Annotated in this window: 20 protein-coding genes and 1 tRNA gene; 12 read left to right on the forward strand and 9 right to left on the reverse strand. The window is 66.8% G+C overall.

Annotated elements, in window-relative coordinates; translation table 11 throughout:
- Nucleotides 1–13: 13 nt before the first annotated feature.
- Complete coding sequence (locus Poly30_RS02010) at nucleotides 14–2410, forward strand: esterase-like activity of phytase family protein (RefSeq protein WP_145194353.1); 2397 nt, start codon at nucleotides 14–16, stop codon at nucleotides 2408–2410.
- A 199-nt stretch (nucleotides 2411–2609) separates the two neighbouring features.
- Here Poly30_RS02010 and Poly30_RS02015 read toward each other — a convergent pair whose 3' ends face one another.
- Nucleotides 2610–4214, reverse strand: a complete 1605-nt coding sequence (locus tag Poly30_RS02015) for a sialidase family protein (protein ID WP_419190849.1) — start codon at nucleotides 4212–4214, stop codon at nucleotides 2610–2612.
- A 103-nt stretch (nucleotides 4215–4317) separates the two neighbouring features.
- Here Poly30_RS02015 and trmB point away from each other — a divergent pair, with 103 nt between their 5' ends.
- Nucleotides 4318–5145, forward strand: coding sequence for a tRNA (guanosine(46)-N7)-methyltransferase TrmB (trmB, locus tag Poly30_RS02020; protein ID WP_145194354.1), 828 nt, complete (start codon nucleotides 4318–4320; stop codon nucleotides 5143–5145).
- A gap of 34 nt (nucleotides 5146–5179) precedes the next feature.
- On the opposite strand, the gene Poly30_RS02025 is transcribed toward trmB, so the two are convergent.
- The 6 genes from Poly30_RS02025 to mntR form a co-directional block, all read right to left on the reverse strand.
- Nucleotides 5180–5878 carry an SOS response-associated peptidase gene (locus Poly30_RS02025; protein WP_145194355.1) on the reverse strand — a complete coding sequence of 233 codons (699 nt, stop codon included), beginning with the start codon at nucleotides 5876–5878 and terminating at the stop codon, nucleotides 5180–5182.
- A 13-nt stretch (nucleotides 5879–5891) separates the two neighbouring features.
- Nucleotides 5892–6818 carry a metal ABC transporter permease gene (locus tag Poly30_RS02030; protein WP_145194356.1) on the reverse strand — a complete coding sequence of 309 codons (927 nt, stop codon included), beginning with the start codon at nucleotides 6816–6818 and terminating at the stop codon, nucleotides 5892–5894.
- Nucleotides 6815–7861: a metal ABC transporter permease gene (locus Poly30_RS02035; RefSeq protein WP_419190851.1), complete on the reverse strand. Its 1047-nt coding sequence runs from the start codon at nucleotides 7859–7861 to the stop codon at nucleotides 6815–6817. The genes Poly30_RS02030 and Poly30_RS02035 overlap by 4 nt, the downstream gene beginning before the upstream one ends.
- Before the next feature lie 42 nt (nucleotides 7862–7903).
- On the reverse strand, nucleotides 7904–8707 hold the full coding sequence (locus Poly30_RS02040; protein WP_145194358.1) for a metal ABC transporter ATP-binding protein: 804 nt from the start codon (nucleotides 8705–8707) through the stop codon (nucleotides 7904–7906).
- Nucleotides 8704–9672 (reverse strand): metal ABC transporter solute-binding protein, Zn/Mn family, encoded by a 969-nt coding sequence (locus tag Poly30_RS02045; protein ID WP_145194359.1) that lies wholly within the window; start codon nucleotides 9670–9672, stop codon nucleotides 8704–8706. Before Poly30_RS02045 ends, Poly30_RS02040 begins: the two co-directional genes overlap by 4 nt.
- 161 nt (nucleotides 9673–9833) lie before the next feature.
- On the reverse strand, nucleotides 9834–10682 hold the full coding sequence (gene mntR, locus Poly30_RS28050; RefSeq protein WP_419190852.1) for a manganese-binding transcriptional regulator MntR: 849 nt from the start codon (nucleotides 10680–10682) through the stop codon (nucleotides 9834–9836).
- A 211-nt stretch (nucleotides 10683–10893) separates the two neighbouring features.
- Between mntR and Poly30_RS02055 the strand changes: the two genes are divergently transcribed.
- A complete protein-coding gene (locus tag Poly30_RS02055; protein WP_145194360.1) occupies nucleotides 10894–11829 on the forward strand; it encodes an aldo/keto reductase family protein in 936 nt (311 codons plus the stop codon).
- 77 nt (nucleotides 11830–11906) lie between these two features.
- A complete protein-coding gene (locus tag Poly30_RS02060; protein ID WP_145194361.1) occupies nucleotides 11907–13118 on the forward strand; it encodes an SGNH/GDSL hydrolase family protein in 1212 nt (403 codons plus the stop codon).
- Between the two features lie 34 nt (nucleotides 13119–13152).
- Here Poly30_RS02060 and Poly30_RS02065 read toward each other — a convergent pair.
- Nucleotides 13153–13229: transfer RNA gene (locus Poly30_RS02065), tRNA-Arg, on the reverse strand.
- A gap of 439 nt (nucleotides 13230–13668) precedes the next feature.
- Between Poly30_RS02065 and Poly30_RS02070 the strand changes: the two genes are divergently transcribed.
- From Poly30_RS02070 to Poly30_RS02105, 8 genes are all read left to right on the forward strand, one after another.
- Nucleotides 13669–14559 carry a hypothetical protein gene (locus Poly30_RS02070; protein WP_145194362.1) on the forward strand — a complete coding sequence of 297 codons (891 nt, stop codon included), beginning with the start codon at nucleotides 13669–13671 and terminating at the stop codon, nucleotides 14557–14559.
- Between the two features lie 298 nt (nucleotides 14560–14857).
- A complete protein-coding gene (locus Poly30_RS02075) occupies nucleotides 14858–15478 on the forward strand; it encodes an RNA polymerase sigma factor (protein ID WP_145194363.1) in 621 nt (206 codons plus the stop codon).
- A 474-nt stretch (nucleotides 15479–15952) separates the two neighbouring features.
- Nucleotides 15953–16747 carry a hypothetical protein gene (locus Poly30_RS02080; protein WP_145194364.1) on the forward strand — a complete coding sequence of 265 codons (795 nt, stop codon included), beginning with the start codon at nucleotides 15953–15955 and terminating at the stop codon, nucleotides 16745–16747.
- A 4-nt stretch (nucleotides 16748–16751) separates the two neighbouring features.
- Nucleotides 16752–17882: a hypothetical protein gene (locus Poly30_RS02085; protein ID WP_145194365.1), complete on the forward strand. Its 1131-nt coding sequence runs from the start codon at nucleotides 16752–16754 to the stop codon at nucleotides 17880–17882.
- Nucleotides 17883–18130: 248 nt separating this feature from the next.
- A complete protein-coding gene (locus tag Poly30_RS02090) occupies nucleotides 18131–18580 on the forward strand; it encodes a hypothetical protein (protein ID WP_145194366.1) in 450 nt (149 codons plus the stop codon).
- A 161-nt stretch (nucleotides 18581–18741) separates the two neighbouring features.
- Nucleotides 18742–20169 carry an MBOAT family O-acyltransferase gene (locus Poly30_RS02095; protein WP_145194367.1) on the forward strand — a complete coding sequence of 476 codons (1428 nt, stop codon included), beginning with the start codon at nucleotides 18742–18744 and terminating at the stop codon, nucleotides 20167–20169.
- Between the two features lie 12 nt (nucleotides 20170–20181).
- Complete coding sequence (locus tag Poly30_RS02100; protein ID WP_145194368.1) at nucleotides 20182–21222, forward strand: hypothetical protein; 1041 nt, start codon at nucleotides 20182–20184, stop codon at nucleotides 21220–21222.
- A 348-nt stretch (nucleotides 21223–21570) separates the two neighbouring features.
- On the forward strand, nucleotides 21571–23070 hold the full coding sequence (locus tag Poly30_RS02105; protein ID WP_145194369.1) for a tetratricopeptide repeat protein: 1500 nt from the start codon (nucleotides 21571–21573) through the stop codon (nucleotides 23068–23070).
- 1 nt (nucleotide 23071) lies between these two features.
- On the opposite strand, the gene Poly30_RS02110 is transcribed toward Poly30_RS02105, so the two are convergent.
- On the reverse strand, nucleotides 23072–24064 hold the full coding sequence (locus Poly30_RS02110; protein WP_419190853.1) for an AAA family ATPase: 993 nt from the start codon (nucleotides 24062–24064) through the stop codon (nucleotides 23072–23074).
- Nucleotides 24065–24223: the final 159 nt, after the last annotated feature.

The raw sequence follows: 24223 nt of genomic DNA on the forward strand, positions 1-24223 counted from the left end.
TTCTCTCCGCGCCATGAAAGCACTCCACCAAAAGCTACCGAGCTACGCACTGCTCGGCGCAGCCACGCTCTCCCTCTCCGCAGCGGCTGCCTCCTCTCCCCTTCAGGGAATCTCCCAGGGTCCCTTCGAGCGCGTCTCGACCTTCTACGCCTTCGAGAACTCGTCGGTGGACAACGAGGCGGTCGCGGAGATCGTCGCCGCCAGCGAAGACGGCATGACGCTCCTCTACACGTCCAGCGCCGAGGACGCCCTCGGCTTCGTGAACATCGCGGATCCGAGCGACCCGCAGCCCGCGGGCCTCCTCGCCCTCGGTGGCGAGCCCACCTCGGTCGCCGTTCGCGGCGCCTACGCGCTCGTCGCCGTCAACACGAGCGCCGACTTCATTCACACCTCTGGCGACCTCGTCATCATCGACATCGCGACGCAGCAGATCGTTCACACGCTCCCGCTCGGCGGTCAGCCCGACTCCGTCGCGGTCAGCCCCGACGGCCAGTACGCCGCGGTCGCGATCGAGAACGAGCGCGACGAGGACCTCGGTAACGGCGAGCCGCCCCAGGCCCCCGCGGGCTACCTCGTGATCGTCGACCTCGTGGGCAACGATCCGCTCCAGTGGTCGACGCGCCAGGTCGATCTCGTGGGCGTCCCGGACCTCTACCCGGACGACCCGGAGCCCGAGTTCGTCGCGATCAACGTCTTCAACGTCGCCGCGGTGACGATGCAGGAGAACAACCACATCGCGCTCGTGGCGCTGGGCTCCGGCGAGGTGCTGATCGACTTCCCCTGCGGCACGGTGGACCTCACGGACATCGACACGAACGAGAACGACCAGATCCAGCAGACGGCTTCGCTGGCCGGCATCCCGCGCGAACCCGATGCCATCACGTGGCTGACGCCCTTCACGCTGGCGACGGCGGACGAAGGTGACCTCTTCGGCGGAAGCCGCGGTTTCACGACCTGGCAGCCCTTCGGCGGCACGATCTTTGAAAGCGAGAACTCCGTCGAGCACATCGCCGCGAGCCTCGGCCACTACCCCGAGTCGCGCTCCGAGAACAAGGGCACCGAGCCCGAGGGCGTGACGTCCGCGACCTACGCGGACGGAACGTACATGTTCATCGGCTGTGAGCGCGCGAGCATCGTGCTCGTCTACGCGCTCGAGGGCACCGGCCCGTTCGGACTGGCCGCCGAACCGCGCCTCGTTCAGGTCCTTCCGACGGGCGTTGGGCCGGAAGGTCTCCTGGCGATTCCTTCGCGGGACCTCTTCGTGGTCGCGTCCGAAGAAGACTCGCGCGGCGACAAGATCCGCTCTTCCCTGATGATCTACGAACGGACCGGCGGTGGGAGCTACCCCTCGATTCAGTCGATCTCGGCCCCGACCACCGGCGTCCCGATTCCGTGGGGCGCGCTCTCGGGGCTGACCGCCCAGCCCGGCAACGACGCGATTCTCTACGCCGTGTCGGACAGCTACTACAAGCGCTCCAGTATCCATACGATCGATCGCTCCCAGGCGCCGGCGAGCCTCGTCGAGTCCCTTCCGATCGTCGACTCGAACGGTGTACTCGGCAACGCGCTCCGTCGCATCAAGTTTTCGTACCCGGGCACGGACGAATTCGTGATCGGCGACCTCGTCAACGCGGACCTCACGGTGAACCTCGACCTCGAAGGCGTGGCCGCCGACCCGGCAACGCCGGTCGCAGGGGAGGTCCTCTGGGTGGTTTCCGAAGGCGCGGGCAACCTGAGCGGCGGGTCCAGCAACCCTAGTTCACGCCCGTTCGAGTCGCCGAACCTTCTCCTGAAGGTCGTGCGCAGCGCGGCGGGCGATTCCTACGGGATCGACCGGGTGATCGCGCTTCCGTTCGAGCTGGCGCGCGAGCAGCAGCGCTTCGGTCTCGAGGGAGTCACGGTCGCCTCCGACGGACTGATCTACGTCGTCATCCAGCGCGCGTGGCAGGGTGTCGGTGACGCGAGCGACCGCGCTCGACTCGGCCGCTTCAACCCCTCGACCGGCGCCTGGACCTTTGCGCTCTACCCGCTCGACGCTCCGGCGTCACCCGCGGGCGGCTGGGTCGGCCTGTCGGATCTCTCCGAAGTGGCGCCCGGCGTCCTCGCGATCCTGGAGCGCGACGACCAGGGCGGCCCCGACGCGGCGATCAAGCGCGTCTACTCCGTCGACCTCACGGGCGTCACGTTCGTGGCCGCGGACCAAGGCGTCCCGCCGACGCTGACGAAGACCCTGGAGAGCGACCTTCTCGCGGACGGTGCCTTCGCCCCCTTCGCAGGCGCCATCCCGGAGAAGATCGAAGGGATGACGATCCTCACGAATGGGGACACCCTGATCGTGAACGACAACGACGGCGTGGACGACAACAGCGGAGAGACGCGCCTCCTCACCGTCCCCTCGCTCTTCCGCTGATCAGCCCGGCGGTACCTAAACCTGGCGGTACCGAACCCGACCCAAAGCCGCCACGTTTCCGTTCGAAGGGTCCCCCTTCGATCGGAAACGTGGCGGCTTTGGGTCGGGTTCGGTACCGCCAATCCTCTTCCAATGATCTGAACGGCGTTTCGGTCGGGTTCGGTACCACCGGTTCGGTGCCACCGCTCATGCCACAGCGTCAGTCCTCTTCGAAGATCAGCATCGACCCCGTCCAGTTGCCGCGCGGCAGGCGCAGCGTCTTTCCCTTCGGAAGAGTGCGCTCGAAGACCACCAATTTCGTGCGCCCGCGGTCGGTGTAGGAGAACTCCAGCGGCGTCCGCTCCCATCCGTCCATGTCGACGGGCTCCTGGTTCACCGCGGTGGCGATCGTCAGCTTGCTCGTGCGCTTCGCCTTGACCTCGATGCTGGTTCGGGCGCCGCCCGGCAGGCGCGTGAACGTCCTCCACGTCAGCGGGATGGGGACGCCTTCGAGCACGTACTTCCGGTTCGAGAAAGCCTTCTCCTCATCCGCCAGCCTGCCCAGTTCGAACGACGGACCCGCGAGGCGAAGCGAGCGGGTTTCGTGGAAAACCTCGTTCGGAAGCTCCGGCATCGGGATGTCGTCCGAGCGCTGGAGCTCGCGGAAGTCCTTCCAGCGATGGAACGTCAGGTAGTTCGCGTCGTGGGCGTTGTGGGCGTCGGCGCCCTCCTCGTCGCCGCTGTCTTCGTCATGGGCGGTGCGGACCGCGGCGATCAGATCGTCGCCATCGAACTGCCAATCCGCATACTGAAGGCCGTGGCGCGCCGTGTCCGGGTGATAGAGCAAGATCGTCCGCACGGTCCAGTTGGCGAGGTCCTCGGAGTGCAACAGCGCGAGCGTGTTGCGCAGGCTCGCTGGACTCTGCTGGCCGGCGTGACGTTCAGGAATGAAGTTGGCGAGCGTCCAGTAGCCCCCGCCGTCGGGATCCTGGCGAACGGTGAACTTCTTGGAGGCCCCCGGCAGGTCGATGAAACCATGATCGGGATCGAAGGTCGCCGTGGCCCCGTCGGAGCTGAGCCTCACGATGGCCGCCTTCTCGGGAAGACCCGGTGTCGCCACGCGCAGCACGTTGACGATCTCGCCTTCAGGCGTCACCACCGCGTTGCCCTCGAGCCAGCCCTTGCACTTGCCGCCGAGCCAATCGGCATCCGAGGCCAGAGCATTCGAGAACGTCCAGGACCCCGGGCTCATGAGATCCGCATCGATCGGCGCGGACATCATGCGCGCCCGATAGCGCTCGCCCCAGCGCTCGCCGGTGTGCGCGTCCTCGACGGCCCTCCAGAGCCGACCCTCATGCTCGATCACCGGCATCGGCGCCGTCGCCCACTCACCGTCGGCCAGCACGACGGCGTCGGTCCAGGACACCGCGTTGTTGTGCGATCGACGGATCACGAGCCGCCCATGATGGCGGTCCGTGCCGAGCGCATAGACCTGGCGCTGGTGGACGAACAGCCCCGTCCAGAAGAAGCCCTCGAACTCCTCGATGGGCTTCCACGTTTTGCCTCGGTCGCGCGAGCGGTAGAGCCGCCCCGTCGGGCGTTCGTGCTCGCGGCTGTTCGGCCCGAAGAAATCGTGGGACGCCAGGTAGTCTCCGTTCGGCAAGACGCACAGGGAGGGCGACCCGATATAGCGCCTGTCCTTGGCCGGTTCATGGTGAATGACCGTCCCGGGGGGGCCCTCCGAGGCCGCGGCAACTTCGGTCAGTCCCAGGAAGAGAAGCGGACAGAGAAAGAGAGGGGCCGCGAGAATTCGAGCGTGGCTCATGCCAGTCACACTACTCGACCTCGATCCAGTCCGCTTCATGGCCCCCTCGCTCTTCCGCCGATCCGCCAGCACGACCCCGCGCCGTCGACGCTAGACTCTGCCCATGGCGAGACGACTGAACAAGCGCGACAAGTGGGCCCTGAACCACGAGATGGAGCGCGTGCATGAGCCGGACCGGGACGCGATCGTCTCGGATGGAGCGACCTACATGAAGGGGGAGTGGGGCGCGAAGGTGTTCGGGAACGATCACCCGATCACGCTCGAACTCGGCTGCGGCCAGGGTCTGTTCGCGGTCGACCTCGCGCGCCGTTTCCCCGATCGGAACTTCATCGGCGTCGACGTCAAGAGCCATCGTTTCCACCGAGGCGCGAGCCAGGCCGAGCAGGCGGGTCCAACGAACATCCAGTTCCTGCGCACGCGGATCCAGTGGCTCGACCGCTTCTTCGGCCCCGACGAGGTCAGCGAGATCTGGCTGACGTTCTCGGATCCTCAAGAGGGCGACAAGCGCGGCACCAAGCGGCTCACGTCGGCGTACTACCTGCGCCTCTATCAGTCGATGCTCCGGGAAGGCGGCCGCGTCCACGTCAAGACGGACAGCGAGGACCTCTACGAGCGCACGCTGGAGCACGCAGCGGAGGCGGGCATGGAGGTCGTGGGCAAGACCGCGAACGTCCACGCGGAGCGCCACGAACTCTTCGACGAGGAGATCGCCGAGTCGCTGGGCTTCATCACCGCCTTCGAGAATCGCTGGATCCAGGACGGACGACGGATTCACTACGCCCAGCTGGAGAAGGTGCGTCCCGTGGCCGAGGCGGACCTCACCGAGGCGCTGCGGATGCTGCAGGGGCCGGCCGAGCGCACGAAGCCGAGGTTCCCCCAGGGTCGCGGCGAGAAGGCGCGCGTGACCTGGTCGCCCGCCGGACTCGACTGATCCGTGGTGGGGCGGCCGCGACCGGAAACGATGCTCAGAACATCGTGTCTGGCGTGAGGAGTTCCGGGCCTTCGTTGCGGACGTTGTTCACGCGCGTGCTGACCCTGTCCGTCACGAGGGTTCCCGCCGGCGCCGGGCCGAGCAGCCGCGCGGTGGCCTCCTCGTCCTCGATCTCGGGCGTGAGCCAGCGGTCGAAGTCCGGGCGCTCCACGATGCAGGGCATCCGGTCGTGCAGGTCCGCGAGGTCGTCGCTCGCGGACGTCGTGAGGATCGTGAACGTGGTGCGCGCCGCCTCGGTGCCGCTGCCGTTCCATTCCTCCCACAGCCCCGCGAACGCGAGCGGATCACCGTCGACGCGGCGGATCCGATAGGGGATCTTCTCCTTGCCGTCGCGCTTCCATTCGTAGAACCAGCTCGCTGGGACGAGGCACCGGCGGCGCTTGAACGCCGATCGAAACGACGGCTTCACGGCCGCGGTCTCCGAGCGCGCGTTGATCGTCTTGTAGGCGATCTTGCTGTCCTTCGACCAGGACGGAACGAGGCCCCAGCGCATGGTTCGCGCCACGTGCTCTTCCGACGCACCATCGCGCACGATGACCGGCGCTTCCTGGCTCGGCGCGAGGTTGTAGCGTCTGTCGTACTCGGTCAGCGCCTTCAGCGCGAAGAGCGCCGTGAGAACATCGGGTTCCACCGTCAGGGCGTAGCGTCCACACATCGTCGGAGAGGGGTGCAAGAAGGGAAGAGGCTCAGCCGGTGGGTGAGGCAACCGGTCGGCGAAGCACCGTGACCATGGCCGTCGCAGCCAGGATCAGGCCGGCCGCCGCGGCGACGCTGCCGCTCGCATCGATCGTACCGCCGATCAGGATCGGGGCGCCGCGCGTCGCGAAGGCGTAGCCGAGAAGCCCCGCGCTGGCACCCAGCACGGCGGAGAGCGCCACGTATGCGCCGAGGGTTCGTGTCAGGAGCCGCGCCGCCGCTGGCGGGCACGTCAGCAGCGCGATGACCAGGATCGAGCCGAGCGCCTCGAAGCTCGCCACGACGGTGCTGGTCGTGAGCAGGAGCAGCGCGCCGCGAACGAGCCCCGGCCGTAGCCCGCGCGCCTGGGTGAACGGCCGATCGAACAGCGTCGCGCGCAGGAGACGCCATCCGAAGAGGACCGCGCCGACGCTCATCGCCCACATGGTGGCGAGGGTCAGGAGCGGCTGCGGCAGCCGGTCGAGGGACTCCCCGCTCCAGGGAGACGCGCCGCGCTCGATGGGCCAGAAGAGCAGCTCGAGCTGGCCGCTCAGGACGCAGTCGAGGTCGAGGTCCACGTTGCGCGCGCCGGTGGTTTCGACGAGGAGCACGCCGAGGGCGAAGAGCGTCGTGAAGACGACGCCGATGGCAGCCGTGGGCTCGACGCGCGCGTACCGCGTGAGCGCCGCGATGGCGAGGCTCGCGAACAGCGCAGCGCCGAGGGCTCCCATGAACATGGGCGCGGGGGCGCGCGATCCGGTGATCACGAAGGCGATGACGAGCCCCGGCAGAACGGAGTGGGCCATCGCGTCGCCGATCATGGCCTGGCGCTGGAGCACGAGGAACGACCCGAGAAGCGCCAGCGTGAACGCGGCGAGAACGACGGCCGCGAGGGGCGCGGCGTCGAGCACGAGAAAGTCGCTCGGGGGCGGGATCATCGCTCCGCTCCCCCGCTGTTTACGCCGGGATCCCCGGGTGCACGAAGGGCAACGAGCACGGCGGCGCGCATCCGGCGTTCGCGCCGGAGGCCGGCGAGCAGCCCGCGTTCGGGCGCGAACAGCGCGCTGACGACGAAGGCAGCCGCGGCGATCAGCACGACGACGGCGCCCGTCGGAACGGACGGCAAAACGCGCGAGAGGGAGACGCCCAGAACGCCGCACGTCGCGCCGAGGGCGGCGCTGGTGGCGACGAGCGGGCCCACGGCGCGCGTCCAGAGTCGCGCGGTCGCGCAGGGGGTGATCAGGAGCGCGACGACGAGCAGCATCCCGACCGCTTGCATCCCCGCGAGCGTGACGGCTGCGACGAGGGCTCCGAGCGCGATGTCGATGGCGTTGACCGGAAGGCCCGAGGTGCGCGCGAAGCGATCGTTGAAAGCGACCGCGCGGAGCGGTTTGAAGAGCACGGCCGTGAAGAGCGCCGCGATCAGAGCGAGAGCCGCCATCGCATACGCGTCGGCGCGCGTCATCGAAGACGCTGCGCCGAAGATGAGCGAGTCGAGCCCGGCCTGGTCAGCGCCGCTCACGCGACGCGCGATGGAGAGGGTGGCGATGCCGGCGCCGAACGACGCGCTGGAGACCGCTGCGGTCGCGGTGTCCGCGCGCAGGCGCGTCTTTCGAACCAGGAACTCGATGGCGGCGACGGCCGCCGCGCCGGCGATGCCTGCGCCCACCAGCAGGACGACCATGTTGCGCTCCGGGCCGGGCCGGGCCGCGCCGGCCAAGGCGGCTTCCGGCGATCCGGACCATGAGTGGAACCAGGCCTGAACGAGGAACGCGACCGCCACGCCCACGAGCGAGGCGTGGGCGAACGCGTCGGCGACGAGGGACTGCTTCTTCAGCATCGCGAAGGAGCCCACCGCGCCCGCGGCGAGCCCGAGTAGCGCGACGCCGAACAGGACCACGTTCGTGTTGTAGCCGCCGGAGAGCGTCAGGACTTCGAACCAGCGTGCCAGGGTTCCATCGGTGGAAGCGGGTCCGATCATGGAAGTGAGGCCAACGGGCAGTGCGCTTGGCATGGGCGCCATCTACCCGTGCGCCGTCGAATCGAGGGCGAGTGGAGCGCGGGGCTGGCGGAAGGCGCGCACGATGGTGGCTTCGGTCAGCGTCGCTTTCGCGGGGCCGCTGGCGACGAGTTCCCGATGCAGGACCGCCACATCGTCGAAGCGATCGGCGACGTCCTCGAGGTCGTGGTGGACGGCGACGACGGTCTTGCCGGCGCGCGCCAGGGCGCGGAGTTCGCTCGTCAGGATCTCCTCGGTGGCGACGTCGACGCCCGCGAAGGGTTCGTCGAGCAGGTAGAGTTCCGCTTCCTGCGCGAGAGCGCGCGCGAGGAAGACGCGCTGCTGCTGGCCGCCGGAGAGTTCGCCGATGGGGCGGCGCGCGAAGTCCGCCATCCCGACGCGCTCGAGGGCCCCGTGCGTTTTCGATTCGGCCCGGGCGGTGCCCTTGCCCAGCAGGCGGCGGCTCCAGCGGGGGAGGAAGTCCGGGACGAGCCAGGCTGCTCCGTGGGTGATGCCCATCTCGACGACCTGGGCGGCGGTAATCGGGAAGTCCCAGTCGATGGACTCTCGCTGGGGGACGTAGGCGATACGGTGGCGGGCGTCCTTGAACGTCTCGCCCCAGAACGTGGCGCGGCCGCTGACGATCGGCACGAGGCCGACCGCGGCGTTCAGGAGCGTCGACTTACCGGCGCCGTTCGGGCCGACGATCGCCGACATGGCACCCGCTCGGGCGGACCAGGTGACGTTCCAAAGGACGGGCTCTGCGCGGTAAGCGACGACCAGGTTCTCGACTGCGAAAGGCTCCGCCTGATTGCTGCGGGCGATCATTTGAGAGCCTCGGTCGCAGTGGAGTCGCCGCGGAGCGCGGTCGCGATCGTGGAGATGTTGTGCTTCATCATCGCCTCGTAGTTTCCTGCGGAACCGGGCGCGTCCGAATGGAGGGTTCCACCCAGGACGACGCGGTGTCCACGCGCAGCGGCACCCTCGATCAACGCCTTGACGTTCCGTTCCGACACGGTCGACTCGAAGAAGACGGCGGGGATCCTCTCGTCCACCAGGAGGTCGACGAGTGACTCGAGGGCCTGGAGTCCGCCCTCGCTGGCGGTCGAGAGTCCCTGGATCCCTTCGACGCGCAGGCCGTAGCGGCGACCGAAGTAGCGGAAGGCGTCGTGGGCGGTCACGAGCGTGCGAGCGGACTCCGGGATCGTGGCGATGGCTTCGCGCGCGAAGGAGTCGAGGGCGAGGATGCGGGCGTTCGTATCGGCGGCGCGACCCGGGAGTCCGGCGGAATCCGGCAGGAGCCTCCCGAGGGCCTCGGCGACGAGCGGCGCGGTCCGCGCCCAGAGGTGCGGGTCCATCCAGACGTGCGGGTCCGAGACGCCCGCGTCCTGCATCGCCTCGTCCCCTTTCAAGATGGACTCGGCCACGGCCACGAGGTCGATCCCGCTCTCTGCGACGCGGCGGAAGGTCGGCTCGAGGTACCCCTCCAGGCCAAATCCGTTGTAGAAGACGAGGTCGGCGGCCATGAGCTGCTGGACGTCGTCACGGGTGGCGCGGAAGAGGTGCGGGTCCACGGTCGGTCCGAAGAGCACGTGCACTTCGGCCGTCCCACCAGCGACTGCGCGAACGATGTCACCGATCATGGTCGTCGTGCAGACCACGACCTTCTTATCAGGCTCCCGCGCGCCAGAGTCCGTCGCAGAGGCGGCGGATCCATCACGACAACTCCATGCGCCGAGAAGCACGAGGCAAGCGAGGATGTGGACGGCGGCTGAGCGGAGATGGCGTGGCATGGGGCGAGGGATCCGGACTCCTGGGCTCATCGGGGGAGCTGGTGCTGGCTGAATCCTCGTGGAGGAAGTGTAGCATGGGCTACGGATGGGAGCCCCTTCAATATCCAGGACCGCGCCGGTAAGCCACGGAGTCTCGCCCGACGGAGGTGTTTACGATTACCTTACGTTTGGGGCGGGCTGGGGTCCTGGGGGGGCCGGCAGCCGCACAGCTCGGCGAAGATCTGAAGGGTCACAGGGCTGACGTGGTGCTCCACCCCTTCCGCGTCGAGTTCCGCCATCCTCGGGGAGACGCCGAGCCACTGGAGGAAGGCCAGGACGATCCGGTGGCGCTCCCGGGCTCGGTCGGCGAGGCCCTGGCCCTGGGAGGTGAGGTGAACGGGACGGTAAGGGGCGGTCTCCACGAAACCGTCGCGCTGGAGGCGGCCCAGCATGCGGCTGACGGTCACGTGGCTGACGCCGAAGTGGTGGGCGAGATCCACGACACGCGCCGCTCCTCGATCGGCAATGAGGTCGCCGATCGCCTCGACGTAGTCCTCCACGAGCTCGATCGCATGGGCCGCGCGGACGTGCTGGAAGCGTTCGTCGGACCTCGAACCCGTGGGGGCCGGTGGGGCCTTCGCCTGGTCCACGTAGCGCTGGAAGGCGGCGAGCGAGTCGGGTCCGACGTGGTGCTCGATCCCCTCGGCGTCGAGGTCGGCGGTGGGTTGGGGGACGCCCACGGCCATGAGGAACCGGAGAACGATGGCGTGGCGCGCCTTCGAGGCCGCGGCCATGGCTTCGCCCGCGGCGGTCAGATCGATCGAGCGGTAGGGGGCGGTGCGGACGAGTCCGTCGCGCTGCAGTCGGTCGACCGTGCGACTCACGGTGACGTGGCTGATCCCGAAGCACTCCGCGAGGTCGCGCACTCGGGCTTCGCCGCGACGTTCCAGGAGGTCCGCGATGGCTTCCACGTAGTCCTCGGCCGTCTCCGTCCGGTTGGCGCGGCGGACGGCGGCGTGCCGGTCACTCACCCGGTAGGGCTTCGAACCAGGTCGGGCGGATGCCTGCGGCTCCGGCGGAGTCTTCTCTGGGTCGGTCACGTGGCGCTTGCCGCAAAAGAATCGCTGGCGGGGGGCAAAGGGTAGCAACACGGCGCGGCCATGCCCCGTATGGTCTTCCGCTCGTCGCCTGGCCGTCGAATCACCCCCTCCCCGAGCCTCTTTTCCCCAGGGGTCCCCTGACATGAACTACCGCAGGATGGGCCGTACCGGCCTACGCATCAGCAGCGTTTCCATCGGAGGATGGCTGACCTTCGGAGGGAGCGTCGGCGCGTCCGAAACGCGTGAGATCATCAAGACCGCGGTGGGCGCCGGGGTCAATTTCGTCGACCTGGCGGACGTCTATTCGAAGGGAGCGGCCGAGTCGGTGATCGGGGACGTGCTCGCGGACTACCGGCGCAGCGACCTCGTTCTTTCGAGCAAGGTCTTCGGGCGGATGGGGGATGGGCCCAACGACCGAGGCCTCTCGCGCAAGCACATCTTCGAGAGCGTGGAGTCCTCGCTGAAGCGGCTGAAGACCGACTACCTGGACCTCTACTTCTGTCATCGCCCGGACGCCGATACGCCGCTCGAAGAAACCGTCCGCGCGATGGACGACCTGGTGCATCAGGGGAAGGTGCTCTACTGGGGTACGAGCGTCTGGCCCGCCGAGTCTCTGCAGGCCGCCCATGATCTCTGCGATCGTCGCGGCTACTACGCGCCGCTCGTGGAGCAGCCCGAGTACAGCCTGCTCCAGCGCTCGATCGAGGCCGAGGTGCTGCCAGAGGCCGCGCGACTCGGCATGGGGCTCGTGGTGTGGAGTCCGCTGGCAGGCGGACTGCTGACGGGCAAGTACGACGACGGCGTTCCCGAGGGCAGTCGCGGTGCCGAGACGAAGTGGCTCGACGAGAAGCTGAACGACGCCACGCGCGTCAGGCTACGCGTGCTCAGCCGGGTCGCCCGGGAGCTGGGTGTGGAGCCGTCGCAGCTCGCCCTGGCGTGGATCCTGAACCGTCCCGAGATCACGTGTGTAATCACCGGCGCGACGCGGTGCGAGCAGGTGCTGGCGAACGTGGCCGCGGCCGAACTCGAGCTTTCACGCGAAACCATGGTCACGCTCGACGAGGCGTTCCGGATTTGAGTCTCGCACGTCATGAAGGCCCATGGGCCCGCGGGTGTCGGGCTTCGCAGGCCGGTATCGCACTCCGCAAGCTCCTCGTGTTGATCGGTGCCTCGGTCGTCGCTCTGCTGATCGTCGAGGTCGCCGTCGGGCGGTATTTCCCCGTGGGAGGGCGCATCTACGCGCTCGACGCGGAGCTCCTGTACGATGCGCTTCCCGACGCGTCCCGTATCCAGCCGATGGATCGAGCGTTCGTCAAGGAAGGGGACGCAGCGCGCGTCTTCGTGTCCACGGGAGCGGAGGGATTCCGCGGCGGCGACCTCGAGGCGTCCGGATCCCACAAGCGCATCCTCGTGCTGGGGGACTCCCTGGTCATGGCAGAGAATGTGCCCCTGGAGGGGACGTTCGTAAGCACGCTCGGACGAGAACTGGAGGCTCGCATCGGCGAGCCCGGGTCGATCGAGATGGTCAATGCAGGCCGTTCTGGCTATGGACCCGATCAAGCGCTGCTCCTCTTCGAAAGAGACGTCGATTCGATCGACCCTGACCTCGTCGTCTTCGTTCTCTGCGCCCACAACGACTTTGGAGACCTGATGCGGAACAAGCTGTTTCGCCTCGATGGAGAGCAAGGACTGATACGCGAGTCCCCGGTGGTCGGCGAGCGGATGCGGGAGCGATTCGACGAGCTTCGATCCGCGAGCGAAGCGCCGGCACTGGTGCGACTGTGGCGCTTCTGGCAATCGGCTCGGCGCTTGCCCGAGTCCATGGAGCCGTTGCCGCCGGGGATGATGGGTCTCTACGTGATGGCGCTCGAGGCCCAGGCGCGCGAGCACCTCGTGATCCGCGATCCCGAAGTGGTCTCGCTCTTCGAGGACGTCTACGACATCGACGTGGCAGCCGATCTCCCCGGGAGTTTCGCCGCGGCCAAGCGCGATCTCATGACGGGGGTGCTGTCGCGGATGGTGAAGGAAGCGAACGAGCGGCATTTGCCCGTTCTCTTCGTGGTCGTTCCGTCGGCTGTGGACATGTGCCAGGACTTCGGCGTTCGGGTCGATCCGGTGCGGTTCCCAGGGCACCAGCCGACCCGGCTGGTCGATGCTCTCGTCGGGTGCGTAGGGCTCGCGGGTGGCGTGGTGGTCGACGTCACGCCGGCGCTCGCGGCAAGCGGACCCGCCGATCGATATTTCGTCGGCGGAACCGATATCCATTGGAACGCCGGGGGGCAGGGTGCGGCTGCCTCCTACGTGGCCGAGGAACTCCTTCGCGACACTGCGGCGGCGGGTGCGCTCGGGGTCGAGGTCGATCGCTGAAGCCGCAAGTTCTTATCCCCCTTAGGGTTGGGGATGGTACGCCCGACAGGATTCGAACCTGTGACCTTTCGCTCCGGAGGCGAACGCTCTATCCAGCTGAGCTACGGGCGCTTGCGAGCGGGGGATACTACGGCCCAGGGGCGCTCCTGCGCCACTCTGCGGGGCTCTGAAACCTCACGAAGCCTGTTCCGGGGGCGATTCCCGAATTCGTGGGATGGCGCCCGTCATGGTGGCCCGGACAGGACGCAGTACTCCTGGGGGTCTCAAATGGAGATTTACTGGAAGGATGTCCGCTTTGGCCCATACCCAAACATCTTTTCTGCGGATTCGACGGATCCCCTGTAACCTGTCCTCCTTGGCTTGCCTAGGCCATACAGTTCGTCAATCCCTGGTCCTACACGGAGTCCCGATGCCTGACATCCCCTGCGCCCCCCCTCTTGCGCGCTCCTCGAGATCATCTGCCCTCGTGGCGGCTCTGATGGCTGGTGGCGTCGTTGCCGGGATGGCCTGCGCCGGTTGGGCGATTCCCTTGGGTGCCTCTGACCGCCCGATGGGGGCTACGGAAGGCGCTCGAAACTGGGGTCTTGCCGGGGTCCCGGTCGATCTGGCGGGTGCGCCCATCGAGGTGCTCCGCGCCGACCCCAACGGTGACCAAGACCAGGATCGAGATGGGGTCCCTGATGCCCAGGAAATCGTGCTCGGGCTGCTTCCTCAAACGGCGGACTCAGACGGCGACGGCTACGACGACGGTGAAGAACTGGCCCGTCAGTCCGATCCGCTGGATTATGAATCCATCCCTATGTCGGGCGGCATTTCCGCCTCGCTGACGGCGCGCGGGGAAGAGGACAAGCTGCGGCTGGTGATCTGCATTCACGAGCCTGCGGGAGAAGTGGGTCTCGCCAAGGTGCGCATCGGGGCGTTGACGAGCCAAGGCGTCGTGTCGGTCCCCATCGGACGTTTCCTGGGGCTCGCAGATATCTACGAGGCGGACGCTGTGGACGCGGCCAAGGTCACGGTCATCGACATCCCGCTGAGTGCGAACTTCGTACACGCCAACGAGTACGTGACGTTCTTCCTCGCCGCGGGCAACTTCCAGGACATCACGTACAACGCCGCTTCGAAGGTCGATGTGCAATCGACGGACGGCGTCCTGCTCTTGCTCCGTCCGCTCGAGGCGACGGCCCAGAGCTTCGTGGATGGCGGAAGCATCCGACAGCCGATCCCCCCTGCGTCCGGCCCGTCGATCCCGACGACTTGGATTCCGGGCGCCGTATGCTTCCAGCGTTCGGTGACGGTCGGAGGCAACGGCGCGGTCGTGCTCAAGCAGATCGTCGAGGCGAACTGTCTTTCGGGCTGGGACACCTTCTGCGCCTCCGACTGCAGCTCGTCGGTGGGCTCCACGTTCAGGACGATCGATCCGGCAGCTCTCCTCGGAGGCTGATCAGCCGCTGAGCGGGTGTGTCCTGAATCCGGGACCTCTGGGCCGGTGTGTCTCGTACTGAGGCGCGCTGGCCCGGTCGATTTTCGCTGGCGCGATCTGCGTCACGAACTTCTCCGCGACTCAGCCTGGCATCGGGCATACTTCGTTCTACGACCCCCGCGCCCGGCCCGCCGCTTCCCTTCGGCAGGCCTGGCGATCCTCTGCTTTCCCTTTCGTGCATCGACCAGGTGCGCCTCGGGAATCGGGCAGCTTCGATGGAACTTTCCCCCGTCGGTCGCCGTCTCAAACACGAATCCCCATGACAGGACCCCTCCGTATTGATCCCGACCGCGACCTCGTCCTGGAATGCCAGGGTGAGCCTGACCGCGGGTTCCAGGGTGCCTTCAGGCAGCTCTACGATCTCTACAAGGACCGGGTTTACAACGTTTGCTTCCGAATCACCGGCAACGCGACCGATGCCATGGATGCCTCACAGGAGACGTTCGGCATCCTTCATCGGAAGGTGGGAGCGTTTCGGTTCGAGTCGAAGTTCTCCAGCTGGGTGTACCGCATCGCCGTGAACGCCAGCATCGACATCAAGCGTCGATCCGGCGCCCGGGCCGTTGCCTCGCTCGATTCCATGAGGAGTTCTGCCGTGGATGGCTCTTCATCCCTCGATATCCGCGACGAGGACACCGAGGCGCCGGCTGCAGCCGCTTCCCGGCACGAGCTGGAGATCGATGTCCAGCGCGCGATCGACCGCCTTTCTCCGAAGATGCGAGCCATCATCGTGCTTCGCTATCTTGAAAGCCTGAGCTACGAGGAGATCTCCGACTCTCTCCAGATCTCCCTCGGCACGGTCAAGTCACGCCTCTCCAGGGCTCACGCAGCCCTGGATCGAGAGCTGACCCCCATGCTGGACCGCCATTTCATCAACTGATCCACCCCGGTCAGTCGAGCCCTTGCGGAAGAGGGTCTGCAAATCGTCTTGCGATAGGTGGTCCCATCGATGGAGTTCCGTTCGAGGACTGCTGACGGGGTAGAGTCGTGCTCCATGGTCCGGCATCGCCCTTTTTCGCAGAATGAGATAGGGTTTCTCGAAGGCACCCGGTCTCGGACGGAACACTCGCCACAGCCGAATCGTCCATGACGTCGAGTTCAGACACTTCTGCACTCTCTCTCCTCAGTCTCCCTCCTTCTCCTCCACCGTTAACCCTCGAACTTCGAGCGTTGACCGGCTCCGCAACTCCGGGAGCCCGCGACGATCACCGCATCGTGGCTGGTCATCTCTCCGCCTCCTGCCATGTCTCCCGCGTCACCCGCCCCCAGCCCAGGTCAGGATCCATCGGATTCTGCGGGTCTCTCGGATTCCGGGTGTCTCTCGGATCTTGGGGGTGCATCGGATGTCGAGTGCGTGCTGATTCCCGAGGCGCGGCTGCCTGAGTTGCCCTCCGAGTCCGGCCCGGACCGGACACCAGGTGTCCTTGAGTCGGGAGAGGAAATCAACGCCTCGGACTCCGTTCGGCTGGCGGTGGAGCGTGCGGGCGTCGTGGCTGAATGGCTCCTCTCGCTCGAGCCCAAGGCAGCCCCCTCCTCGCTGGAGGGTGCGGTCGTGGCGGCCATCCACGCGGGCTACCAGCAGGAGCGCGCCGTCGCAGCCCTTGCCCGCCTCGGGCGACAGAAGGCCCCTTCGGGACTCGAGCAACTTGTCGCCGCGCACGTGCTTCGGACCGATCCGCAGACCCGCGCCGTCGCCCCTCTCGAGCTCGATCAGCGGGTGCAAGAGCGCGTCATGCAGCCGGAGGCCTCGATGGTCCGCGGGATGACCGATCGCTTGCCGCTCGTCCACGCGCCTTCCGAACTGGATCTCCGCTTGGAACGACAGCTCGTCCGCGGTGACGCAGCACTACAGGATCCCTCGCGAAAGAGTGGTCCGGGCAAGGTGTTCGTTCGGAGGCTTCAGGTCTTCGGGGCCTCCATGGCCCTCGCAGGGGCCATCGCCTTCTTTGGAGGCGTACCCTCGAGCCTCTGGGTGTCCGGTGCGAAGTCCCGTCCAGGCTCGCTCGACCAGGTGGCCTCTTCGGGTGAGATCGCGACGTCCGCCAGCGGCCTGTCCTTTCGCGTCGTTCGTTTGACCGACGAAACCATCACGGACGCTGAGCGTAGCCTGATTCAGGCGCTGGGGCTCCCCGTCGGAGGAGGAAGCTGATCCCATGGGTCCAGCGACTGCCGAGGAACGCGGTGTTCCGATCGCTTCCCGTGTGCTGACCTCGGTCCGCTCGGGCTCGCGCATGCTGGGTGTTTTCGCCCTGGTGGCATTGGCGGCCTGCGTGGACAACGGAGCTGAGGGCCGGGCAGCCGACGACGGACCGCTCCCGGTCTTCCGAGGAGGCGCCGAGGCCGGAGGTTCCTTGCCGGTTCTCGATCTCATGGTCGGTGTTCAGGATCGAACCGCCTTCCGCGGCATTCGCCGCGTCATGGAGATGCAGACCTCCGAAACGGGAAGCAGCGTGCGGATGGAGCAGCTCGAGGACGTCGGTGCGGACGGCACCGGCCAGTTCTCGATCGAACTCTTTGACGTGCTGATGGCCCCTACGGGCGTGGACACCCTCGCCTACGAGATGCTGTTCGAGTCCTCGACGCGGTTCCTTTGGACCATGCGAGACTTCCGGGTTCGGAACGCGGCGCAAGCGGCAAGCCACTACGCCATCACGCTGTTGCCAGAGTCGCCTACCGTCGCGGGGATTCCCTGCGTTCGGCTGAGCTTCGTGCGCAATGGCCAGAACGGGGATCGACCCGGTCACTACGAGGCCGACGTCGACCCGAACACAGGATTCGTTCTCGCCTGGCAGGAGTTCGACGATGCGGGTCTTCCTCTGACCCAGATCGCCTACGAGAGCTTCGAGTACGGCGGCGACGTATCCAACATGATTCTCCGCGGTCGCTCCTTCTCCGCGGAGTCGCTCAATCTCTTCGCCCCCCTCGATTCCCAGGCGGGGTTCGAGGTGCACTGGCCGGATGTTCTCGTCGGCGACATGCAGTACGCGAAAGCCGAGGTTCAGAGGGTTCCCACGAGCCTGGTCGCCGGCATACCGGTGGGTCAGACGAGCTACTTGCCGGCGGGGCGCTGGCTTCGACTCGTGGCTACCGATGGCATCGAGGCCCTCGTCTTCGCGCACTCCGAAGAGACGACCACGACATCGGCGGAGCTCGCCGGGCAGCTGGGACTCTACTCCCACGGCTCCTGGACGATCGGCCTCGGGAAGATCGATGGAGCGGCTTTCGTCGTGGCAGGGCGCTGTTCCGAGGCGCAGATTCAACAAGTGGTCGGCTCGGCCTTCTGAACCTCCTTCAGCGCCTCTCTTCAGCATCTCCCTTCAGCATCTCCCTCTGGGACCTCTTTCTGGGGCCTCTTTCTGGGACGCATGCCGAAAACCCCCGCTGCGGGACGGATTCCAGGGTCATTGCGTTAGACGGACTTTGTCCTAAAAGGGGAACAGCTGCGGCCTTGCGCTCCGGACTTCCAAAGGCGGGTAGTTTGAAGTGTGGGGAGCGCGTCGCTCGCCCGGAACTACTGCCCAACTTCGCCGTCATGAGCCAGCAACCGTCCGAACCCTTCAAGAACTCCGATCTCGAGTCGCCCGAGTACCGCGAGCGCCTGATGCGCAAGCTGAACACCTTGATCGCCGTCCTCGAAGTGGCCAGCGCCAAGGTCGATCGCTCCCTCGACGGACCCGGCGCGGACATCGATCGGCTGGCCAAGATTCGTACCAACCTGACCAGCACCCTCGAGGTCTGCCGCCGTGCCCGCAAGGCGCTGGAGCGCCGTGAGGAACTGCCGGAGGGCCTTCCCGAGAACCTCGCCGAGGTCGTCCGCGCCGCTGGTCGAAACCGCATCGAGCCCAAGCGCCTTCCGATCGGATCTGGCGCCGAGATGTCCTCGATCGAAGAGCGTCGCCGCTTCGAGCGCATGGGGCGCATCGGTCGCGAGGAACTCGAGAGCGTCGACCTCGACGATCTCGCCTCGAAGCTCCAGGGTTGATCTCGAACTGACTCGCCTGGCGGTTCCGGATGGGACGGCCGCCGAGTTCTCGGGCTGTCTTCTCTCCACGTAGTCCGAGGGAGCCGCTACTCTCACCATGACCGGGCGCCGCAGGGCGCGCGGTCATTGTCATTTTAGCGCTCCCCGAAGCCCGACTTGCCGTGCAGTTCAACTCCTGGGTCTTCCCGCTCTTCTTCGCGATCGTCTACGCCGTGTACCTGGCGCTGGGTTCGCGCCGCTATCGCGTGCAGAACGCGTGGCTGCTCGCGGCGAGCTACGTGTTCTACGGGTACTGGGACCCGAGGTTCCTGGCTCTGCTGGCGCTCTCGACGGGGATCGACTTCGTCATTGGCAGGAAGCTCGAAGCCTCGAACGACGAGAAGCGGCGCAAGTGGCTCGTCACGCTCTCGGTCGTCGTCAACCTCGGAATCCTCGCGTCCTTCAAGTACTTCGGCTTCTTCATCGATAGCGCCGCGGTCTTCCTGAACGCCATCGGTTTCGAGGCTCACATGCCGACGCTGCGCCTCGTGCTTCCGGTCGGGATCAGCTTCTACACGTTCCAGACGCTGAGTTACTCGATCGACGTGTACCGCCGGCGCATGCCCGCGACGAACGATCTCCTGGGCTTTGGACTCTTCGTCAGCTTCTTCCCGCAGCTCGTCGCGGGACCGATCGAGCGCGCGTCGCGGCTCATGCCCCAGATCGAAGCGCCGCGCCGGGTCACCGCGGGCAAGGTCCAGTCGGGGATCTGGCTGCTCATCTGGGGCTACTTCAAGAAAACGGTGATCGCGGACCAGGCGGCGCTGGTCGCGAACCCGATGTTCGCGGAGGGAGCGTGGCAAGAGCTTCACGGACTCGAGCCCTTCGTGGCGGTGCTGGGTTTCACGATCCACATCTACTGCGATTTCTCGGGCTACACCGACATCGCACGGGGGCTCGCGAAGCTGCTCGGCTTCGAGTTCCTCCTCAACTTCAGGCTGCCCTACCTCGCGACCGGCCCGAGCGACTTCTGGGCCCGATGGCACGTCAGTCTCTCCACCTGGCTGCGCGACTACCTCTACATCCCGCTGGGCGGCAACCGGGGCTCCCGCTTCAAGACCTATCGGAACATGTTCATGGTCATGGCGCTGGGTGGACTCTGGCACGGGGCGGCCTGGCCGTACGTGCTCTGGGGGAGCTACCACGGCGTGCTTCTCGTACTGGAACGTGTGATTCTCGATGTGAGTGGCAAGAACGCGAACGATCGCGACTACGGACTTCGAGGTGAGTGGGTGCGCATCGTTCTGTTCTGGATCCCGATGCTGATCGGCATGGCGATCGTTCGCTGCGACTCGGTGGATCAATTCTGGCACATGATGACTCACCAGTCGTTCGAGCTCACGGACACCGCGCGCGCAGGACTCTTGACCTACGCCTACTTCAGCTGGCCGCTCGTGTTGATTCAGCTGGCCCAGCACTTCTCGAAGGACTTGCTCGTGCCGCTGCGCTTGCCCGTGATCGGGCGCTCCCTGCTGCTGGCCGCCATGATCCTTGCCATGATGGTGTTCGGCGTGCGCGAGCCCGTCGAGTTCTTCTACTTCCAGTTCTGATCCGAGCCCGCCATGTCGCAACCACATGAACGCCTCGCGGACGAACGCGAGCACGAATCCTCGGGTGGCAAGGTCGCGCTGATGCTCGCGCTGGCGGTCGCGCTCGTCTTCGGGGTGAACGCATGGGCGATCCGCAGGTCGCCGGCGTCAGAGCGAACCTACGACGGCCTGATGGTGGCCACCAAGTGGGAGCTTGCTTCCGAAGGAGCGCCCGCTGGCGGGGTGATCATCGTTGGCGACTCCGGCGGCAACTTCGGCGTGAACGCGGCGGTTCTCGGCAGCGAACTGGGTGTGCCTGCGGTCAACCTTTGCACCTACGGCCGGTTCCTCATGACGGGCGCGCGCTGGCTGCTCGACAGGTCGGTAGAAACCGCCGAGGCGCCTCCCGGTCTCGTACTTGTGATCGTGGGAAGTCAGACCCTGGTCAAGGTCTCGGATGGCTTCACGTTCGCGCAGGTGCCGGTGTCCCTTTCGACCGCCGCGGCGGGCAGCGCGCGTCTTGACGCGGCCTATCTCGCTGAGTTCGCCGTGTCCCGCGCCTTCCCCCTCTTCACCCAGTCCGTGACCTTCGCGGCGTTGATTCGAGGCAAGGCCCAGGTCGTCGAGCCGGCGAAAATGCCGATCGCGGCCGACGGGACCGCGTCCTTCCTGGCGAGCAATCCGGACGGGATTCCGTCGAACGTGGAGAAGAAGGTCCTCCCCGAGATCCGTGCCTTCCAGGGGCCAATTCCCCGTATCAGCGACCGGGCGGCCATCGAGCGAATGATCCAGGACGCCGACTCCCGTGGCTATGACCTCGTGTTCGTCGACGGGCCGATCTGGGAGGGACTTGTCGACCATCCCGAGCAGGTCGAACTCATGCGTCAGTTCCACGATTACATCGACGCCATCTGCGCGACATCGGAGCGCGCCTGGCACCTGCCCGGGCCGCAGCAGACCTTCGTGAAGGAGGATATGGAGAATCCCTTCCACCTGATGCCTCCTGCGGCGCGACGTTTCACCTCGGAACTCGGTCGGAGATTGAAGGCGCTCGGGTTACCGCGATCGATCTGAGAACTATCCTCATCCGTTCATCGAACCGCGTCGCCAGCACGTCCAGACGGCGCCATGGCGACGCAGTTTGAGGAATGATCCAGGGAAAGGGTACTGTTCCGAGGCAGCTCGGGCACCTTCGCGGTGGCATCGCCTTTTGCGGTTCAGATCGTGGAGAGCCCGTCCGATCTCCTCTCCGTAGGACGGCAGAGGGCCACGGTTCCAGTCGGAGCGGTGGGCCGTGGTCTACACTCAAGGGGAATGCGAAACGGAAGCTTCATGAATGCTCGGTTCTGGGCAGCGCTGATTGCGGGGTGCGCCTCTGCGGCGCCTTCGCTGGGTTCCCCTTCGCCGGGTGCTCACGCGAATGTGGGCACTCTCGCCAGCGGCACCCAGGGCCTCGCGCCCGGTGCCAGCGTCCTCGTGGGAGTCACCACCTGGAGAACCTCCTCGCTGGCCGTGACCCAGCTCAAGGCCGGTCTCTCGCCTGACCAGGGTCTTTCGCACTCGGCCGTGTCCGAGGGTGCCCTGCCCGGTGGCGTCATGTCGCAAGCTCTTCTGGCGGTCACGCCGAGGGCGGACGATCTGCCGATACCTGGTGAGCCCGCAGCGGCTCAGGCGTATGGACCGCTGATCGCTCATTCGATGGTCCCCGGAACCAACGTCACGATCGTGGCGTCGCGGGGATCGAAGACGGAGGCTCGCAGGGTCCACGCGCTTCGTCAGGAGCGCGGTAAGCTCGTGACCTGGGTCAGGTTGCCGTTCACCCAGCTCCCAGAAGCCGCGTTCGTCCTCGACGGCCAGCGAACCCTGTATCTCTGTCCGGCCCAAGGCGGGAAGACGGACATCGTCCTCTTGGACCACTCGGGCACCGAGATCGTGCGCCAGTCGCTCGAGGCGCTTCTGCCTCCTGGGGTTCGGCGCAGTGAGGTTCCCGCTTCGCTCATGCCGACGCCCACCGGCGCGTCCCTCGGCGTTCCGCTGCTTTCCGGATCCATGGCCCTGGTCGAGCTAGGAGTCGATCATCGACCGGGTACCAGCCCGTCGGAATTCGAGGTCTGCTCGGTCATTCTTTCGGACAAGTATGCCTGCGGAGTCGAGGCATGGCTGGAGCAGGCGCGCCAGCTGGACCGCGCTGGCGACGCAGAGGCTGCACGCTTTGCGCTCGACGCTGCCATCGAAACCGACCCCATGGACGCGCGCGGCTATCGGGAGCTCGCCCACTTCTACCGGCGACAGGACCTCACGGCCCAGCAGCTCAACACCCTTCGGACAGGCGTGACACGGCTTCACGCCAAGGTCCTGGGCGTGGCGGACGACGACTGGCAGGTCGGCACGCCCGCTGCGCGACTCACGCTCGACTACTTGAACGCGGCGCGGGCGACGGACGACCCGGAACTCGTCACGGACGTCATGGACCTCGCGCTCCGGCTCTACCCGTGCATGGAACAGCTCGTGTTGACGCGGGCCGAATTCTGGATCGGGGAAGGCGAGACCACCAAGGCCATCGATTCCATCCGTGCTGCGCTGGGCCAGGTCGACCCGAACGGCGACCTCGCGGCGGCTCACCACGACGCAGGTCGATTCCTTCGTCGTAAGGGCCTGACCGAGGCGGCCCTGCACTTCTGCGAGGATGCGTACGCGCTGGGCGACCATTCCGAGTTCCTGCTGCGCGGACTGGCCGACATCTCCGTCGAGCTGAACAAGCCTGAGCGAGCCGTCGAGTGGCTCTCGCTCCTGGCGGAGCGGTGGCGCAGCGAACTGGAGAGTGTGTCGGACGGCACCCGGAACGAGCGCGCGCAGTCGCGCTTGCGCGTCCTCGAAGAAGAGATCGCGGCGCTACAGAGCGACGTCGAGTCCTCCCGGTAAGTCAGACCGCCGCGTCGACCGCCGCGTCCACGAGCTCCGCGAGGTCGAGTCCGCTCGCTTCGCCCTCGTAGCTCAAGATCACGCGGTGCTTGAGCGCGGGTCGGGCGACCGCGCGAACGTCGCCTTCGGTCACGTGGAGCCTGCCCGCGATCAGTGCGCGCGCCTTCGCGGCGAGCAAGATCGACTGCCCGGCGCGGAGGCTGGCTCCGTGCCGCACGTAGTTCTTGACGTCGTCGATGCTGGCCGGATGCGTCGGGTGCGTGCCGAGCACGATGCGCGCGACGCTCTCGACGATCGTCGAAGGGGCAGGAATCTGTCGGACGATCTCCTGCAAGCGAAGCAGCTGGGGCTTCGTGAGGCAGACTGGAATCCGGCCGAGTCGCTCCCCGGTCGTCGCTCCGAGGATGCGCGTCAGCTCGGCCTCGCTGGGGAGCTCGATCTCCAGCTTGAAGAGGAAGCGGTCGAGCTGGGCTTCCGGGAGGGGATACGTGCCCTCCATCTCGATCGGGTTCTGGGTCGCGACGACGAAGAACGGCGCTTCGAGCGGATGGGTCGTTCCGTGCAGCGTGACCTGCGCTTCCTGCATCGCCTCGAGCAGCGCGCTCTGGGTCCGCGGGGTCGCGCGGTTGATCTCGTCGGCGAGGAGCACGTTCGTGAAGACAGGGCCGCGCTCGAAGTCGAACGAACGGGCGCCGGACTCCTCGTGGATGCGAAGCATCCGCGTGCCGAGCACGTCGGTGGGCATCAGGTCCGGGGTGCACTGGAGCCGCTGGAAGTCGAGGTCCACGGCGTCCGATAGAGCGTGGACGAGCGTGGTCTTGCCCAGGCCTGGCGCGCCCTCGAGGAGCACGTGCCCGCCGGCGAGGAGCGCGAGGATCAGCCGCTCGACGGTCTCTGCCTGGCCGATGAAACGCTCTTCCAGGGCTTGCCGGAACGTGCGTACGGCTTCTCGGAGGTCGTGGATCTCCGTGTCGAGGGCGGAAAGGTCAGTCACTGGGGGTCGGGCGAGGCGTCTGGGTAGGGCCGTGGCGGGCAGGGGCCGTCACGATAGCTTCTCTCTTCCGCTCCAGGCTCGCGGACACGGCGCTCTTCGGGCATTCTTATGGCATGCGCGCGCACAACGGGCCTTGGGAACGAGGACGGCTGGAGGGAG

Source organism: Saltatorellus ferox, from assembly GCA_007751475.1.
Lineage (GTDB): Bacteria > Planctomycetota > UBA1135 > UBA1135.